The following is a 16728-nucleotide window of genomic DNA, read 5'->3' as shown; positions in this document are numbered from 1 at the left end:
CCTACACGTGGGCGGCGGGCAGCGCGAGGCGGTCGAGGTCGATCCGCTGGTCTTCCGGCCGGCGGTCGACGAGGTGATGGGTGACGAGCACCACGATCTGCCCCGACAGGGTGGCCCTGAGATCGTCAATGAGGGTGCTGGCGGTCTGCGCATCGAGGTGCGCCGTCGGCTCGTCGAGCAGAACGACCTCGGAGCGGGTGAGGAGGGTTCTCGCGACGGCCAGGCGCTGCCGCTCGCCCCCGGACAGGTGCGCTCCCTCCGAGCCGATGCGCGTGTCGAGTCCGAGCGGGAGGCGTTCGATGACGTCGGCGAGGCCCGCGCGGCGGAGCGCCGATTGCATTTCCGTCTCGTCCGGGGCATCCTCGCGGCCACGGGCGATGAGCAGGTTGGCCCGCACCGAGGAGTCGAAGAGGTGACCCTCTTGCGGGCACCACGACACGTGACGGCGGAGCTCGCGCGGGTCGATCCGCCGGGAGTCGCGGCCGGCGAGGAGGTAGGAGCCGGCATCCGGGGCGAGGTAGCCGAGCAGGAGCGTGAGCAGGGTCGACTTGCCGGAGCCGGATGCGCCGCTCACGACGAGCCACTCCCCCGTCGCCACCGTGGCGCTGACGCCGTCGAAGGCCCGGGCGGGCGCGTGCGGCCAGCGGGCCGCGAGAGCTCGGAGCTCGAGCTCGTCAACGTCGGCGAGGGGCGACTCGGACACGGGCGGCTCGGAGAGGGGCATCTCGGACTGGGTCGTCCCGGAACCGGGCACCTCCCTGGCGAGCGTGAGCCGGGCGGCCCGGCGCAGGGCCTGCCGCAGCGACGGCCACTGCTGCACGGCGTCGACCACGGCGAGCAGCGGGTCGAGCAGCGCGAGCGGGAGCAGCACGAGCACGGCCACGACCTCGATCGGCAGTGTGCCCGCGCGCACGGCGGGCGCGCTCACGGCGAGCATCCCGGCCGCGGTGGAACAGGTGGCCGCGATGAGCACTGCACCGCCGAGGCCGAGGGCCCAGGCGCTGCGGCGGGCGGTCTCGCCGGCGTTCCGGTCGAGGTCGCGCAGCTCGGCGCGCACCTGGCCGTCCACCCCGTTCGCGCGCAGCTCGGGCCCCGCCGCGATCATCGCCGCGAACCGGCGGGTCACGGTCGACCGGATCGCCTGCTGTCCCCGGCTGGCCGCCCGATCGGCCGCGAGCGCGACGGCGGGAGCGAGGATCAGGCACACGAACAGGCAGGCGAGGAGCAGCGGAAGGGCGGGGGCGTGCAGCAGGCCGACCGCCACGACGGAGGCGACGCCGACGGCGACGCCGACGATCGGCGGCACGAGAACGCGCGGCGCGAGGTCGCGCACCTGGTCGGCCGTGACGACGAGGTAGTCCAGGGCGGTGCCGCCGCGCATCAGCTTGCGGGAGGTCGCCCCCTGCGCGGCGAGCGAGCGCCACAGCCGGGTGCGCAGTCCTGTCACCGCCACGAAGATGGCGTCGTGGGTCACGAGGCGTTCGCCGTAGCGAAGCACCGAGCGCCCGATGCCGAAGAACCGCACGCCGACGATCGCGACCAGCAGGTACATGATCGGCGGTTGCGTGCTCGCCCGCACGATCAGCCAGCCAGACACCGCCGTGAGCGCGACGGCGAAGAGGGCGGCGAGGGTGCCGAGCAGGATCGCGAGGGCGAACCGCCCCGCCGCCGGGGTGAGCACCTCGCGCACCAGTCGGGAGGTGCCGGGCACGGCGACGAGGTCGGACCCGTCGCCGTGCGTGGAGGAGCGCGGAGCGGTCGGCGGGTCGACCTGTGCCGGGGACGCGGCGGGCGAGGCGGCGGCCTCCGCGAGGGGGTCGCCTGACACCAGCCCGCGCTCATTCCGCCGGCCCGGCGTCGCCGCCCCGAGCTGCACGACATGCGAGGCGAGAGCGGTCACGGACGCCTCATGCGAGGCGACGACAACGGTCGCCCGACCGCGCAGGCCGGAGATCGCCCTCTCGATCACGAGGCTGCTCTCATCGTCGAGGTGGGCGGTCGGCTCGTCGAGAAGCACGAGGTCGGCCCCGTCGTCGACGCGGAGCAGGGCCCGCGCGATGCCGACGCGGCGCAGCTCCCCCGGACTCAGCTGAGCGGGGTCGGAATCGGCCACGAGGTCGATGCCGAGGTGCCGGAGCACCGCATCGATGCTCTGCTCGGTGGCCGCGGCGCCGCCGTAGAGGCGCAGCTCGGCCCGAACGGTCTCACCGACGGTGTGCGGATGCTGCGGGACCCACGCGACGCGGGCGCGGTCGACGCCGGCGACGGTGCCCGCGATCGCCGCGTCGGGCCCGTCTCCGAGCACGCCAGCGAGCACCGCGAGAACCGTGGACTTGCCGCTGCCGCTCGCGCCGGTGATCGCCGTGATCTGCCCCGGCGGAAGCTCGAAGCTGACCTGGTCGACCGCGGGGCTGCCGCGGCCCTCATAGTGCACGGTCAGCCCGCTCACCGAGATCGTGTCCGCGGCCGCCACCGGGCTGACCTGGGCGGGGGCGTCGATGAGTGCGCGCGCCTGGTCGAGGGCGAGCACGCCGTCCCTCGAGGCGTGGAACGCGGCTCCGAGGTCACGGAACGGGGCGAAGCACTCCGGCGCGAGGATGAGAACGAGGAGGCCGACCTCGAGCGGGAGGGTGCCATTCACCAGCCGGGTGCCGATAAAGACCGCGACCACGGCGACGGAGATGGTCGAGATCAGCTCGAGCGCAAGCGACGACAGGAACGCCGTGCGGAGGGTGGCCATGGTGCGGATGCGGTAGTCGTTGGAGATGCGGTCGAGGGCCGCGGTCTGCTCGTCGACGCGGCCGAGTCCGACGAGCACGGGAAGCCCGCGCGCGAGCTCGACGAGGTGGTCGGAGAGCCGGCCGAGTGCGACGGATGCCGCGTCGACGTCATCCTGCGTCTGCATTCCGATGAGCGCCATGAACACGGGCACGAGCGGCACCGTGAGCACGATGATGAGGGCGCTGACCCAGTCAGCCGAGAGGATCATCGCCCCGACCATGAGCGGCACGACCGCCACGTTCGTGACCGCCGGAAGCACCGTGCCGAAGTACTTGTCCAGCTCATCGAGGCCACGGGTCGCGAGAGTCGTTGTGCCTCCGACCGATCGGCCGCCACCCTGCACGAGGCGGTCGGCCAGGTCGCGCCGGATCGCCTCCTTCGCACCGAGGGTGGCGCGCGCCGCGTAGGCCCCGGTCGCCCAGCTGGCGAGGGCGCGCAGTAGCGCTGCGGCGACCGCGACGATCAGCGCGTCATTCCAGTCGTCGTCCACGGCGATGACGCTGACGATTCCGCGGGCGAGCGAGCTGGCGAGCAGCACGAGGGCCACGGCCTTGACGGCGCTGAGCACGCCCAGCACGTACAGGGTCCTGAGGCCGGAGGGCCCGAAACCGGCCCGCAGCATCCCCGGCGAACGCCGAAGGGGCCCGCCGGGAGTCACTCGCCGGTCGCGGGACGGATCAGGTGCGCCGCGGGGATGTGGTGGTCGCTGATGCGCTGGCGGAACACCCAATAGGTCCAGCCCTGGTAGACGAACACGAGCGGGAGGCCGAATGCGGTCACCCAGGTCATGACGCCGAGCGTGTAGTCGCCGCTGGAGGCGTTCTGAATAGTCAGGTCGAACGCGTGGTCGAGGGTCGACGGCAGCACGACCGGGAACACCGCCGCGAAGATCGACGCGGCGCCGGCCACGAGGAAGACGGCGACTCCGATGAACGCGCGCCCCTCCCGCCCGACGCGCCCGTTGAGGTACCCCCAGAGAACGGCGGCGACGGCAACGACGACGAGCGACCAGGTGATGATGGTGCCCGTCTGGACCTGCACGACGAGTACCCAGCCCACGATGGGCAGCAGTGCGACCGGGGTCCAGCGGGTGAACCAGCGGCCAGCGGATGCCCGCACGGTGCCGTCCGACTTGAGCGCGAGGAAGGTGGATGCGTGCACGAGGCAGAATCCGACCACCGCGAGCCCTCCGAGCACGGCGTATCCGTTGAGCCACGCGAACGCTCCGCCGACGCGGTCGCCATTCTCGTTGAGTGGCAGCCCGGTCGTGGTGAGAGTGAGCATCGCGCCGACGCCGAACGCGACGACGAACGAGCCGAGTCCGAGCGCGAGGTCCCAGTTGCGGGTCCACCGCTCGCTGCTGCCCTTGCCCCGATATTCGATCGCGACGGCGCGGAAGATGAGCCCGAGCAGCACGAGGGTGAGCGGCACGTAGAGAGCCGAGAACAACGACGCGTACCAGAACGGGAAGGCCGCGAATGTCGCGGCCCCGGCCGTGATGAGCCACACCTCGTTGCCGTCCCAGACTGGTCCGATCGTGTTGAGCATGACGCGTCGCTGGGTCTCGCTCTTGGCGGTGACGAGCATGTGCATCCCGACCCCGAGGTCGAACCCCTCGAGAAGGAGGTAGCCGATCCAGAGGGCCGCGATCGCGATGAACCAGACAGTGGGCAGAATGTCCATGGAGGAGCTTCCTCGTCCTAGTAGGCGAACGACAGGACGTCGTCGCTCGGTTTGGCGTCGGGGTGGTCGGGGTCGTCGTCCTTGCGATCCAGGTCGGGCATCGCCGAGACCACGCCGCCGCGCACGTACTTGACGATGAGCTTGACCTCGAACACCATGAGAACCCCGTAGACGAGGGTGAGGGTGACGAGGGAGAACAGGATCTCGGCGAAGCTCACGCCCGGTGACACAGCCGCCGCGGTGAACATGAACACGCCGTCGACACCGGACGGGTTCGGATTCGGCGCGACCACGAAGGGCTGCCGGCCCATCTCTGTGAAGATCCAGCCCGCCGAGTTGGCCGCGAACGGGGCGAGGATGCCGACGACCGCGAGGCGCATGATGCCCTTCGACTGGGGCACCGTGCCCTTGCGGGTCAGCCAGAGCGCGACGACCGCGGCGAACGCGGCGAGTCCGCCGAAGCCGATCATCAGGCGGAACCCCCAATAGGTGACCGCCATGATCGGCACGTACTGGATCTCGTCTCCGGCGCGGGCGCCGAGCAGTGCCTCGCTGGGCAGGTTGGTGCCGAAGTTCGCCTGATACTCGGGGACGAGATCCGCGACGCCCTTGATCTCGGTCGTGAAGTCGCCGTGCGCGAGGAACGAGAGCAGCCCGGGGATCTCGATGATGCTGACGACGTCATCGCAGTCGCGAGACCCGAGGTCGCCGATCGCGAGCACCGAGAAGCTCGTTCCGGTCTTGCAGGCCGCCTCGGCCGCCGCCATCTTCATCGGCTGCTGGTCGAACATGAGCTTGGCCTGGATGTCGCCGCTCACGGCGACTCCGCTGAACGCCACGACCGCGACGATGGCGCCCATCCGCAGCGACTTGATCCAGACCGAGTGGTCGACTTTGTCGCGACCGCGGATGGTCGCCGACGATCCGACGACGACCCGGCCCCCGGCATCCACCGAGTCGATCCCATCGCGCCGGCGCTGCCACAGCTGGTACCAGGAGATGCCGATGAGGAACGCTCCGCCGACCGCGAAAGCCCCGAAGATCGTGTGGATGTAGGCGGAGATCGCGGTGTTGTTGGTGAGCACGGCCCAGATGTCGACCATCACGGGGCGGCCGTCGACGATCTCGACGCCCACCGGATGCTGCATCCAGGAGTTCGCGACGATGATGAAGAACGCCGAGACGACGGAGCCGGCGACGGCGGTCCACAGTGTGGCGAGGTGCACTCGCTTGCTGAGCCGACCCCAGCCGAAGATCCACAGGCCGAGGAAGGTCGACTCGAAGAAGAACGCGAGCAGCCCCTCCATGGCGAGTGGGGCGCCGAAGACGTCACCGACGAAGCGGGAGTACTCGCTCCAGGCCATCCCGAACTGGAACTCCTGCACGAGGCCGGTCGCGACACCCATGATGAAGTTGATCAGGTAGAGCTTTCCCCAGAACTTCGTCATCCGCAGGTAGCGCTCCTCGCCCGTGCGCACCCACAGGGTCTGCATGATCGCGACGACGGGGCCGAGGCCGAGCGTGAGGGGGACCATCCAGAAGTGGTAGACCGTGGTGATGCCGAACTGCCAGCGGGCGATTTCGAGAGGGTCCAACGTACACACCAATGCTCGGGCGGAAGAGCCAGATTTCTACGAAGCGTAGAACTCATTTCTACACCATTGCCAACCCACTTCTACGCCACGTAGAAGCACAGGTTCGGCGGGGTATCCTTGAGTACTGGTTGATGCGGCACACATCTGAAGGGGCCCGATGGTCACGCTCGGCGATCTCGAGAGGACAGTCATGGACCTCCTCTGGGAATCCCCCGCGCCGCTGTCCGCCTACGAACTGCAGGACCGCCTCGCGGCGACCCCCGCGGGCGCGAAGCGGCTCGCGCCGACGACCGTGCTGACCGTGCTGTCGCGGCTCGAGAAGAAGAAGTTCGTCGCCAGGGACCGCTCCTCCCGCCCCCACCGGTTTCTCGCCGCCCAGACGCGCGAACACCACATGGCTGTGCTGATGCACGAGGTGCTCGGCACCGTCACCGACCGCGCGGCCGTGCTCGAGAGGTTCGTCGGACAGGCGAGCGAGGGCGAGGCCGACCTGCTGCGCAAGCTGCTCGATTCCGGCGCACGCTGACACACCTGACGTCTCTGTGATCGCCGCCGCCATCGCCCTCGCCGTACTCGCGGTCCTGCTGGCCTGGCCGGTTCCTATCGCCCTCGCGCGCGCCGGGTGGCCGTCGCGTGCGCCCGCGACCGCGTTGGCCCTCTGGCAGGCGATCGCCCTCGCCGGCGGCCTGTCGATGATCGGCGCGCTACTCACGTTCGGCCTGGCTCCGTTCGGCCTCAACCTGGTGGATGCGTCCATTGCCGCGGTCACGGACGCCGCGTGGCCGCCCGCCATCTCGAACCTGCTGGCGCTCGTGGTGGCCGGGCTGCTCGCCGCCTATCTCATCGCGAACCTGCTGCGCACCGCCCTGCTCATCGAGAGGCAGCGGCGGCGCCACCGCCAGCTCGTGCGGCTACTCAGCACGCCCCTTCCCGACCACCCGAACACCCGGATGATCGATGTTGAACTGCCGGTCGCGTACTGCCTGCCCGGGAGCCCGCATCCCATCACGGTCTTCTCCGCCGGGCTGGTGCAGCTACTCGACGATGTGCAGCTGCGCGCCGTCATCGAGCACGAGAAGGCGCACCTTCTGCAGCGCCACTACATCGTGCTGATGGCCTTCGACGCGTGGCACCGCTCGCTGCCCTGGTTTCCGACCGCAACCCGCGCGCGCACCGAGGTCGCCCTGCTCATCGAGATGCTCGCCGACGACCATGCCCGACGCGCTGTCGACGACCGCACCCTCGCCGGTGCGATCGCACTCGTGGCGAGCGGCGCAGCAGGTGGCGCGACTCGCGGGTCGGCGACCGGCGCGCGCGGCATGGCCAGCCGCACCGACGCCGACCTCGCCAGCCACCACGCTCATCAGCAGCGCGCGCGGGTAACCCGGCTCATCGACGTCGCGCCGGGGCTGCCGCGCCCGCTGCAGGGGCTCGTGCTGGCCGGAGCATTCGGGCTGGTCGCGGTCCCGACAGTGCTGCTGTTGACGCCGGCGCTCGGCGGCTGAACGCGGTCGGTCGCCGCAGCGGGCGGATGTCACGATCGCGACCAGCTCTCCAACGCAGTCACAACGCTCTCGACGAGCCTCACGAAGCTGCGTTCGAGATCGACTGGCAGCTCGAAGCCGCCGCGTGTCTCGAGGTCGACAAAGCCGTGCACGGCGGAGCGGAAGAATCGCGTGGCGTCAACGGCGTCGTCGTCACGGAGGTCATAGCCGGCGAGCACACTGAATACGACGTCGGCTATCGATGACGACACCGTCGCGTCGTCATCGTCACCCGGTAGCGGTGCGCGCATCGTCATCGGGTACTGCCCCGGGCGCTCGAGCGCCCACTGCCGATAGGCGAACGACATGCTCGTGATGGCATCCTCCCGGGCACGCCCGATGGCCGCGTGCCCGAGAGTGCCGGCGAGGCTCGACTTGGCACGGATCATGATGCTGCGGCGGAGGCCGGGCATCCCATCGATGTGCTTGTAGAGCGACGGTATCCGCACCCCGAGACTCTCGGCCAGGACAGCGAGGTTGAACCCGTCCGGGCCGCGTTCATCGAGAATCTGGGCCGCACGCTCGACGACGGCGGCCGTGCTCAATCTAGCCCTGGGCACGGTACCGGAGTGTGCCGAGAAACCGCACGATCGCGGCCGACGTGAGCTCGGGTTGCTGCGACTGGGGGTAGTGGCCGGCGTCCGCGATCATCACGGTCGTCCCACCCAGCGCGCGGCCGATCCAGTCCGCCTCACCCTTCGGGTCGGCAAAGTCGGGGTCCTTCTCGCCCATGACGACAAGAGTCGGCGAGGTCACGTCGGTCAGGCTCTCGCCAGCTCGACGGTGATCGGCGCGGGCGGTCAGGCTGAATGCTCGGGTGTAGCCGGGTCGCCGGAGCGCCGCGATCACCGCATTCCGGTAGTCGGTGAAGTCCTCGGGCCGGCGACCGGCGTAGAGCTTCGGCAGATACGTCTTCCACACGGCCGCGGCCCACGGGCGCGCCATCAGGGGGCGCAGCATCGCTCGCGTGAACGCCGTGCTGGAGGCGGGCTGTCGCACGAACGGTCCGACGAGCACGAGTCCATCGACGAGATGCGGGTACTCCGCCGCGACAATCACGGCGGAGCCGGCTCCCATCGAGTTGCCGACGATCACGGCCGGGGTGGCGAGAACCTCGAGCAGCAGGGTGATGTCTGCCGCTGTTTCGACATCCCCGGAGGAATCGAACGCGGCATCGCTCTCACCGTGCCCTCTCACGTCGACGGAGGCTGCCGTGTACCCGGCATTCACGAGCGCTGGGACAAGAAACCGGTAGGCAGCCCGAAGGTCGCCCATCCCCGGAACAAGAAGCACAAGGGGCCCCTCGCCCTGGATGTCGTAAGCGATCGTGCCACCCGGGACTGACAGGTATCGGGTCTCCGTCCGGGGCCCATTATGCGTGAAGGTCATTTGGCTAATGTAGTTAGCCTTTCAGCTAATGTCAATAACCTCGCGTCGCACCACGTCAACCCGCCTCATACGCCTCCGCGCGCCAGCGCCCATCGAGCGCGTCGTCAACCTCGGCCGCGAGCGCGTTCAGCCTGGTGCGGTCCGCCGCGATCCACTCCTGCCGGGCCATCGACTCCCGCATCCGGGCGAGCTGGTCGCGCACGGCGGCCAGCACGGCGGGGTGATCGCCGTTCCAGGCGACCTCTTGCAGCAGCCGCAGCAGCCTGCCCGTGACCGCGGGGTCGGCAATGCCGTAAAGGCGCGGCTGCGCGACCACGAGGTCAAGATAGTGGGCGAAGGTCGGTCGGCGCACGATCACGCACACCCGATCGTTGTCGTCACGATGCAGCCGAGGGCCGAGGTCCCGGGCCGCAAGGTCGCACAGGAGCGCTGCGGCGTGCCCGAGCGCGTGCACCGCCGTCGTCGGGTCGTTGATGCCCGGTGAGAGCGCCTTGGCCGTCACATCGATGAGCTGGCGCAGTCCGAATCCGGCATCCTGCACGATCGTGCGCTCCGATCCGCTCGACACCGCCGCGGCCACACCCTTGCGCAGGTCGGCGACGTCGTCCGCGGCGATCACCGTTCCCGGCTGCTGTGGCCAGAGCGTCGCGAGCGGCACGCCGCGCACCAAGGACGAGCCGGGGAGCGCATCGATCCGAATGACCACGGAGCGTGCGATCGCCAGGTCGAGCAGGGAGTGCTCGTCGACCATAAGGAGAAACCCGGACTCCGCCGCGCCCACAAGGATCTCGTTCGAGCCGCCGCCGGACGGCACTATCGCTGGTACTCCAGCGTCATCTGGAAAGCTGTGGTCAAGCTCGGCGGATGCCTCGCGGTGCACCGTGGTCAGCATCGTCTCGATCCGCAACTCCCGGACGAGGTGCGCGAGGAAGGCCACCAGGCCGATGACGCTCGCGACCGCGAGCACGTAGGCGAGCGTGGTCGACATCACCGGGATGAACAGGTCGCGCTCGTCACCGCCGGTGCGCACCGTGCGCAGCACCGTCAAGGAGTACACGAAGGTGCCGAGCAGCAGCCCGAGGGTCCAGTGCACGACGCCGTCGCTGGTGAACGTGCGCAGCAGTCGCGGCGAGAATTGGCTGCTCGCGAGCTGAAGGGTGACAACGGTGAGCGAGAAGGTCAGCGCGGTCACAGTGATGAGCGAGCCGGCGATTGCCTGGAGCACAGCGCGGGCGGCATCCGCGCCCCCTTGGAAGAGGTAGACGGTCAGCCACGCGGGCAGGGTGTCGTCGATTGCCTCATCGAGGATGGGAAGCCCGATGCCGAGCGCGATCGCAAGGGCGATCGCGACGCTGGGAACGGGCCAGAGTTGCGCGCGGAGGCTCTCGGCTATGCGGCTGGTTCCGCGCCGTTGCGGGTTACTCGGGGCCATGGCGTCCTCCGCGTTCGATGAGCATGTCTCTTCGACGCTACAGGGTGGGCCCGGGCGCGACACGTGAACACTGAGGCCACGATGCGAAAGAATCGTCCTACTGGCACACGTCTCCGCCGCGGTACGGTGATGGCTCAGCGATGAAAGGAGTGGTCAACAATCGATGGACGTTATCGACGACTCCTCGGTGCGTGAGGCGGAGCTGACCCGGGCCGAGTCGTTCGCGAAGTCGCTCGACAAACCGATGGGCATACTCGGACTGCTCTTTCTGTTCGTCGTCCTCGGACAGCTGGTGGCAACCCAGCAAGCTCTCGTCAGCGCACTGACCATTATCGGCTGGGTCTTCTGGCTCGTCTTCGTCGCCGAATTCCTCCTTCGCGCCTACGTCGCGCGCTTCCAGCCCAAATTCTGGAAGCGGAACTGGTGGCAGGTGATCTTCCTGCTTGTGCCCTTCCTCAGGTTCTTCAGATCGCTCCAGGCCCTGCGCCTGTTTCGCCTGGCACGCGTGGGGCGCCTGGGCGGCATCGTGTCGGCGAGTGTCCGGGGCACGCGCTCCGCCGGGCGGCTGCTGACAAGCCGCATCGGGTGGTTGGTGGCGGTGACTGCTGTCGTCGCGCTCGGATCAAGCCAGCTCCTGTACGCGACGGGCACGTACGACAGCTACGCGGATGCCCTCTTCGAGGCTGCCCTGACAACGGTGACAGGATCGGGAATCACGTCGACCGACGGGTTCCCGAGGGTGCTGCACATCACGTTGGCGACGCACTCGGTCGCCGTGTTCGCCACCCTGGCGGGAACTCTGGGGGCCTTCTTCCTCCGCGGAACAGCCCCGGTCAGCGAAGAGCCCGATCCCACATAATTCATGGGCGCTCGGCGGATGCCCGGAGCGCCTCATACACCGGACGCAATACCTCGGCGAGCGGACGCGAGCGCACCGTGACGTCCACCGGCGGAAGCTGATCCACCAGCAGCGCGCCGCCCCTGGAACTCCGTCGCACGGGAACAGGCGTGGGCGAGACAAAGAAGGTGTCGAGCACTTCCGTGAGGGGAGCACCCGCGCGTGCCTCGTTCCCGCTCACGGAGTCTGCCTCGTGCATCCGCCCCAGCAGATCCTCTCGTTCGCGTCCGCGCCAGGCAAGAATGCGGAACGGGTCATCATCGAACTGTTCGGCCAGCAGATAGAACACTGCCGCCAGATGCTTGCACGGCACTTCCCAGTCGGGGCAGGAACAGTCCAGACTCAACTCATCGGCGCCGCGAGGAAACAGCGACAGACCAACCGCGGTGAAGACCTCTTCAATATCGGAGGGCATCTCGCCGGCCAGCAGGGAGGCCACGTACCAGGCGTTCCCGGCGAGAGCCTCCTCCACCGATGCCCACTCGGCCTTACCGAATGCCGTGATACCGATGCGAACCCGGTACGGCTTCGCCCGCGACCCCTGTACCCTCGCGACGACAGTGCCGGCATCGATGTCGAGGGAAATCACCTGCCCGCGTCGGGCGTAGTTGCGACCGCGCTGCAAGCGGCCTCCCACGCCCAGCCCTTCCAGCACCTCGATGAATCGCCCGGACCACCAGCTGGTGCCGATGGCGCCGCGAACGCTCCGGGCCCTGACGCCACCTTCGACACTGCGGGGGGCCGACGGCGGGAAGAAAGGAGAATCGTAGCGGCGCCTACTCACCGACGGCCTCCTTCGACAGGGCGAACAGGTCGCGCAGTCTCGCGGTCGACAGCTCGGTGAGCCACCCCTCGCCATCACCGACAACCATATTCGCCAACGCTTTCTTCTCTTCGATCATGGTGTCGATCCGTTCCTCCAGCGTGCCCCGGCAGATGAATTTGCGCACCTGCACGCTCCGTTTCTGCCCGATCCGGAACGCCCGGTCCGTGGCCTGATTCTCGACGGCGGGGTTCCACCAGCGATCGAGGTGAATGACGTGGTTAGCGGCCGTCAGGTTGAGTCCCGTACCGCCGGCCTTCAGCGAGAGCAGGAAGATGGGTGGCCCATCGCCTGACTGGAATCGTCGCACCAACTCTGTACGGTTCTGCCGGGAGGTGCCGCCGTGCAGATAGGCGACGTCGGTGTCGAAGCGGGCCGCGATGTGCGGCATCAGCATCTCGGCGAACTCGGTGTAATGGGTGAAGCACAACACCTTGTCGCCCTCGGCCAGAATCTCCTCCAGGATCTCCTCCAGCCGGATGACCTTGCCGCTGCGCTGACCGATAGCCGAGCGATCGTGCAGCAGCTGGGCCGGGTGGTTGCAGATTTGCTTGAGTTTCGCCATCGCGGCCAGCACATTTCCGCGACGTTCGATTCCGTCCGATCCTTCAATCTTTTCCATCATGTCGTCGACGACCGACTGGTAGAGCGATGCCTGCTCGCTGGTGAGCGTGTAGTACTGCTTGATCTCGATTTTCTCCGGCAGGTCATCGATGATGGCAGGGTCGGTCTTGACGCGCCGCAGGAGGTAGGGCCGGGTGATCGCGCGCACCCGCTGGGCTGCCACGTCGTCGCCGTACCGTTCGATCGGGATCGCGTAACGGGTGCGGAACAGCTCCGCCGAGCCCAGTAACCCGGGGTTCAGGAAGTCCATGATCGACCACATCTCGGCGAGCCGGTTCTCCACCGGGGTGCCGGTCAGGGCGATCCGATGGTCCGCGGTGAGCCGTTTGACGGCCTTCGCCGCGCGGGACAGCCGATTCTTCACCGCCTGGGCCTCGTCGAGTACGATGCGGTTCCAGGTGTGAGCTTCGAACTGCTCGACATCGCGGGTCAGCGTCGCATAGGTGGTAACCAACATATCGATGCCATTCAGGGCTCCGTCGAAGTCGTCGCCGCTCAGCCGGTCCGAACCGTGGTGCACGTGCATCCGCAGCCCGGGAGCGAATTTTGCGGCCTCGGCCTCCCAATTGCCGATCAGCGACATCGGACACACCAGCAGCGTAGGGCCGGCCTCGCGATGCGCCTGCCGGCGCACAGCCTCCAGTGCCAGTAGCTGAACAGTCTTACCGAGCCCCATGTCGTCGGCCAGGCAGCCGCCAAGGCCGAGATCCGCGAGAAAATGCAGCCACGCCAACCCGCGTTCCTGGTAGGGGCGCAGAGTCGCCTGGAAGCCCTCCGGCGGGTCGACAGGTTGGATGCTCGCGTCGACCGAGCCGTCCAGCAGTGCCCCCAGCCACCCCTCGGCGCTGACGTCGATGACGTCCAACGGCAGTTCCAGGTCGTCGGGATGAGTGGCGACCAGACGCAACACCTCCGCGACCGTGCCACGCCCCTCGCGCTCGCGCTGGAGGAACTCGATGCCCCGGCGCAGTTGATCGGAGCTGAGCGTGACCCACTGGCCGCGCAGCCGCACCAGCGGAGCCTTCGCCTCGGCCAACGCTGCGATCTCCTCTTCGGTGAGGGTGTGCTCGCCCATGGCGAGGCTCCAGGTGAAGTCACAGAGCTGATCCCGCCCGAACGTCGCCGGCCGGCCCGTGTCATCGCCCATGGGGCTGGCTGCCGACAGCTTCAGACCCAGTTTCGCCCGACGATCCCACCATGAGGGCAGCAGTACCCCGAACCCCGCCTCGTCCAAGGCGGGCGCGGCCTCGTGAAGAAACGCGAATGCGGATTCCGAGTCAAGGTCGAGCGCCGTGGGTCGCGACTGGCGCAGCCCAGGTTCCAGGCCGGGGTAGATACGGGCGGCCTTACCCAGTTCTCGGAGCAGCACTTCCTGTGGGCGCCCGAGCCAACGAGTCAGTGCCCCGTCGTCCTGCCAGACCTGTTCGGCCCGGACCATCAGGCTGGGGTCCGCGGAGGACTGCAGCAGAAACTCCAACCGCCATGGTGGCGTGTCCTCCGGGGCTGTGATCGCTGCTGCTGCACCATCGGTGTCATCGGCCCGCGGGAGTCCTTCGTCCTCAACGTATTCTGCGCCGGGAGCCTCACTGAGCCGGAAGGTTGCGCGGGCCGGGGCGTCTGCCTCCCGCGCATACTCGGCCCAGGGTGCCAACGACCGCTCCAGCTCGGCCAGCGCCGTCTCCGGAACACGGATGCGTGCATCGGCCGTGCGCAGCGCCCCCAGCCAAGCTTCACCGGCGCGAGGTTGCAGGGGCTTTGGTCCACGACGCGGCGGCAACATCGGCAGATCGTCCGGCAATCGGCGGCGAACCGCGGCGTCGGTGAGGGTGTCGAGCGCCACCGCGATCAATTCACTAGAGTCTTCAGAGCCCGGCTCTGCCCGAAACGCGGGCGGTGTGGCAGCTACCAGGTCGCCGAAAACGAGCGCGTCAGGCCCACGCAAGACGGCACGCCACCGCGCGTCGGCCACGGCGGACGCATCGGTGACGTGGGAAGCCCAAGTGATCTGCGGGAGCACCCGGCCTCGTTCCGCGAGCTCGTCTGCGAATCGCGCCAGCTCGCCGAGGAATCGCGCCGAAGGCGCAATACGCACGTCATGTAGCGGCGTCGGCTCATCGTCCGGGAAGTCCTCGGGGAACAGTGCCGAGGCCAATTCCGCGCCACCAGGCTCAGCCGCGATGGCAGCATCTCCGACAGCACTGTCTGTGAAAGGCGGAGGAGCAATGGCCGTGAGCGCCGCCGGTTGGACCCATACGACGGGCACCGTCCACGGCAACAGGGACGGACCGGTCGAACTCAGCGGTCGCGGAGTGATCCGCACGAGTTCGGGAGAGTCCAGTGGCGAGCGCCGGAGCGAGGGCAGCAACAAGGTGGTGGTGCCGGCCTCGCCGGCTTGTATGGCCGCGACGACATCTGCCGAGGCCGCGAAGGGATGTGGCCGGGCCGCTTTCAACGCTTGACTGGGGGTCTTGACTGTCTTTTCGGAGTCTTCGGCCCACAGTCCGAGGCCATGGTCGAGCGACCAGAACGCGTGAAGCACCAGCAAGCGCATCGCCTCTCATGACGGGGGAGGCTTTCAGGCTAGTCGAGGTGCGGGGTTCGCGAGTCGGGAACGTAACTAGTCCGATTCTTTCTCGGAATCGAATCGATAGTGGATCGGGCAGAGGGTAGGCAGTTGGCCTAGATCACGATCGCTTGTTCGGGAGTCCGATCTGGCCTACGCGCTACTCGCCCGGACCGAACTCCGAGACGAAGCGCAGCATCCGCGCTTGCTCAACGACGCGCTGAGGGCCGCCTCGAACAACAACACCGCGGAACAAGAGTCCGAGACTTTGCCCCGCATTCAAACGGAGCAAAGTTCGGACTTCTCACTTTGGGTGGACCCTAGGAGATTCGAACTCCTGACCTCCTCGATGCGAACGAGGCGCGCTACCAACTGCGCCAAGGGCCCGCAGTGCCTTTACGATATCAGGATTCCGAGGCGCCGATGCGCGCCCCGGCGCCGTGGCGAGCCGGTCGAGCTCAGACGGCGCGACGGCGGCGCAGAGCCTCGTCGAGGTTGGTGATGGTGCTCGCGGTCTCGTCGACGATGCCCATTCTCGCGAACCTGCTGTCGGCGGCGGCGGGACGGACGATCGGGATGACCTTCTCGCTCCGCTCGGCCGCGCGCGCGGCACGCTCGGTCTGCTCCGCCTCGGCGAGCAGCCGGGCGCGGGTCTGCGCGATCGCAGCATCCGAAACGACGGGCTGCGCCGGCGGCTTCGACAGATAAAGCGGCTTGGGCACCGGGACGGGCGTCCAGGCCGGCGCGCTTGCGGGGGTCGACTGCTGCTGCTCGAGCGAGAAGTCGACCAGGCGGCGCGGCGCCGGGCGGTCACGCAGCTCGAAGGCGAGGCGGTGCCGGTCGCGAGCGACCGCGGCCATCGTGCGCAGCAGCAGGCCGGATGCCGTGGCGGCGAGCGACCCGCTGGCGACGAGGATCGTCGAGACGCCGGCGGCGATCGGTGCGAATCCGAGGCCAACGGTCGCGAGCGACAGGGCGAGCAGCACCGTCGTCGCGGCGCGGGAGCGTTGCAGGCGCCTCGCGGCGGGCGACGTCGCCACAAGCGTCGACGCGATCGCCGGCTTGAGGGTTGCGAGTGTCTGCGCCGCGGCGCGGCTCATCGCCGTCTCGCGGGCACGTTCGACCGCTCGGGCCCGCTCGAACTCCTGGCGGAGCAGCTTCTGCTGGGCAGCGACGCTGCGGGCGGTCGCTTCCACGCGCACCGGCTCTGGCAGCTCGGCCGTCTCGGCCAGAATCCGCAGGGTCTGCTGCAGCCGCACGGCGTTGCGTTCGGTGGAGAGGTACTCGCGCCGACGAAACCAGGTCGGGATCAGGTAGACGAGCCAGAGCACCGCGGCGAGGGCAATGACGACGCTTGATCCAATACCCTCGAGTCCCATGACTACACGGTAGGTGC

The 16728-nt window shown here is 68.6% G+C and carries 12 protein-coding genes and 1 tRNA gene; 3 read left to right on the top strand and 10 right to left on the bottom strand.

The features are described from left to right. Nucleotide 1: 1 nt before the first annotated feature. From cydD to ABIB15_RS02245, 3 genes are read right to left on the bottom strand one after another with little or no spacing between them, the layout of a single operon-like run. On the bottom strand, nucleotides 2-3403 hold the full coding sequence (gene cydD / locus ABIB15_RS02255; protein WP_354474904.1) for a thiol reductant ABC exporter subunit CydD: 3402 nt from the start codon (nucleotides 3401-3403) through the stop codon (nucleotides 2-4). Between the two features lie 32 nt (nucleotides 3404-3435). Continuing rightward, nucleotides 3436-4464, bottom strand: a complete 1029-nt coding sequence (cydB, locus tag ABIB15_RS02250; RefSeq protein ID WP_354474902.1) for a cytochrome d ubiquinol oxidase subunit II — start codon at nucleotides 4462-4464, stop codon at nucleotides 3436-3438. 17 nt (nucleotides 4465-4481) lie between these two features. Further along, the gene (locus ABIB15_RS02245; protein ID WP_354474900.1) at nucleotides 4482-6059 is read right to left on the bottom strand and encodes a cytochrome ubiquinol oxidase subunit I; all 1578 of its coding nucleotides are present in this window, start codon (nucleotides 6057-6059) and stop codon (nucleotides 4482-4484) included. Between the two features lie 157 nt (nucleotides 6060-6216). Between ABIB15_RS02245 and ABIB15_RS02240 the strand changes: the two genes are divergently transcribed. Together ABIB15_RS02240 and ABIB15_RS02235 are read left to right on the top strand one after the other, a co-directional pair. Further along, nucleotides 6217-6585: a BlaI/MecI/CopY family transcriptional regulator gene (locus ABIB15_RS02240; protein ID WP_354474898.1), complete on the top strand. Its 369-nt coding sequence runs from the start codon at nucleotides 6217-6219 to the stop codon at nucleotides 6583-6585. A 16-nt stretch (nucleotides 6586-6601) separates the two neighbouring features. Beyond that, on the top strand, nucleotides 6602-7564 hold the full coding sequence (locus tag ABIB15_RS02235) for a M56 family metallopeptidase (RefSeq protein WP_354474896.1): 963 nt from the start codon (nucleotides 6602-6604) through the stop codon (nucleotides 7562-7564). 29 nt (nucleotides 7565-7593) lie between these two features. On the opposite strand, the gene ABIB15_RS02230 is transcribed toward ABIB15_RS02235, so the two are convergent. The 3 genes from ABIB15_RS02230 to ABIB15_RS02220 are packed head-to-tail and all read right to left on the bottom strand — an operon-like array spanning nucleotide 7594 to nucleotide 10424. After that, on the bottom strand, nucleotides 7594-8148 hold the full coding sequence (locus tag ABIB15_RS02230; protein ID WP_354474894.1) for a TetR/AcrR family transcriptional regulator: 555 nt from the start codon (nucleotides 8146-8148) through the stop codon (nucleotides 7594-7596). A 1-nt stretch (nucleotide 8149) separates the two neighbouring features. Further along, complete coding sequence (locus ABIB15_RS02225; RefSeq protein ID WP_354474893.1) at nucleotides 8150-8992, bottom strand: alpha/beta fold hydrolase; 843 nt, start codon at nucleotides 8990-8992, stop codon at nucleotides 8150-8152. A 55-nt stretch (nucleotides 8993-9047) separates the two neighbouring features. Further along, a complete protein-coding gene (locus tag ABIB15_RS02220; RefSeq protein WP_354474890.1) occupies nucleotides 9048-10424 on the bottom strand; it encodes a DUF2254 domain-containing protein in 1377 nt (458 codons plus the stop codon). Nucleotides 10425-10587: 163 nt separating this feature from the next. Here ABIB15_RS02220 and ABIB15_RS02215 point away from each other — a divergent pair, with 163 nt between their 5' ends. Further along, nucleotides 10588-11283, top strand: a complete 696-nt coding sequence (locus tag ABIB15_RS02215) for an ion transporter (RefSeq protein WP_354474889.1) — start codon at nucleotides 10588-10590, stop codon at nucleotides 11281-11283. Nucleotide 11284: 1 nt separating this feature from the next. Here ABIB15_RS02215 and ABIB15_RS02210 read toward each other — a convergent pair whose 3' ends face one another. The 4 genes from ABIB15_RS02210 to ABIB15_RS02195 all read right to left on the bottom strand — a co-directional run bounded on the left by ABIB15_RS02210 (nucleotide 11285) and on the right by ABIB15_RS02195 (nucleotide 16711). Next, nucleotides 11285-12106, bottom strand: coding sequence for an SWIM zinc finger family protein (locus ABIB15_RS02210; protein WP_354474888.1), 822 nt, complete (start codon nucleotides 12104-12106; stop codon nucleotides 11285-11287). Further along, nucleotides 12099-15320 (bottom strand): SNF2-related protein, encoded by a 3222-nt coding sequence (locus ABIB15_RS02205; protein ID WP_354474885.1) that lies wholly within the window; start codon nucleotides 15318-15320, stop codon nucleotides 12099-12101. The genes ABIB15_RS02210 and ABIB15_RS02205 overlap by 8 nt, the downstream gene beginning before the upstream one ends. 326 nt (nucleotides 15321-15646) lie before the next feature. Further along, nucleotides 15647-15719, bottom strand: a tRNA-Ala gene (locus ABIB15_RS02200). 71 nt (nucleotides 15720-15790) lie between these two features. Further along, the gene (locus ABIB15_RS02195; RefSeq protein WP_354474884.1) at nucleotides 15791-16711 is read right to left on the bottom strand and encodes a hypothetical protein; all 921 of its coding nucleotides are present in this window, start codon (nucleotides 16709-16711) and stop codon (nucleotides 15791-15793) included. Nucleotides 16712-16728 lie beyond the last annotated feature (17 nt).

Origin of the sequence: Marisediminicola sp. UYEF4 (assembly GCF_040546025.1) — a bacterium.
GTDB lineage: Bacteria > Actinomycetota > Actinomycetes > Actinomycetales > Microbacteriaceae > Marisediminicola.
The sequence above is the reverse complement of the archived record's forward strand: the minus strand, read 5'-3'. Positions and strand labels throughout refer to the sequence as shown.

Excerpts from the sequence above, each read along its gene's own strand:
- cydD (WP_354474904.1), bottom strand. The coding sequence starts at position 3,403 with ATGCTGCGGGCCGGTTTCGGGCCCTCCGGCCTCAGGACCCTGTACGTG.
- cydB (WP_354474902.1), bottom strand. The coding sequence starts at position 4,464 with ATGGACATTCTGCCCACTGTCTGGTTCATCGCGATCGCGGCCCTCTGG.
- ABIB15_RS02240 (WP_354474898.1), top strand. The coding sequence starts at position 6,217 with ATGGTCACGCTCGGCGATCTCGAGAGGACAGTCATGGACCTCCTCTGG.
- ABIB15_RS02225 (WP_354474893.1), bottom strand. The coding sequence starts at position 8,992 with ATGACCTTCACGCATAATGGGCCCCGGACGGAGACCCGATACCTGTCA.
- ABIB15_RS02220 (WP_354474890.1), bottom strand. The coding sequence starts at position 10,424 with ATGGCCCCGAGTAACCCGCAACGGCGCGGAACCAGCCGCATAGCCGAG.
- ABIB15_RS02215 (WP_354474889.1), top strand. The coding sequence starts at position 10,588 with ATGGACGTTATCGACGACTCCTCGGTGCGTGAGGCGGAGCTGACCCGG.
- ABIB15_RS02205 (WP_354474885.1), bottom strand. The coding sequence starts at position 15,320 with ATGCGCTTGCTGGTGCTTCACGCGTTCTGGTCGCTCGACCATGGCCTC.
- ABIB15_RS02195 (WP_354474884.1), bottom strand. The coding sequence starts at position 16,711 with ATGGGACTCGAGGGTATTGGATCAAGCGTCGTCATTGCCCTCGCCGCG.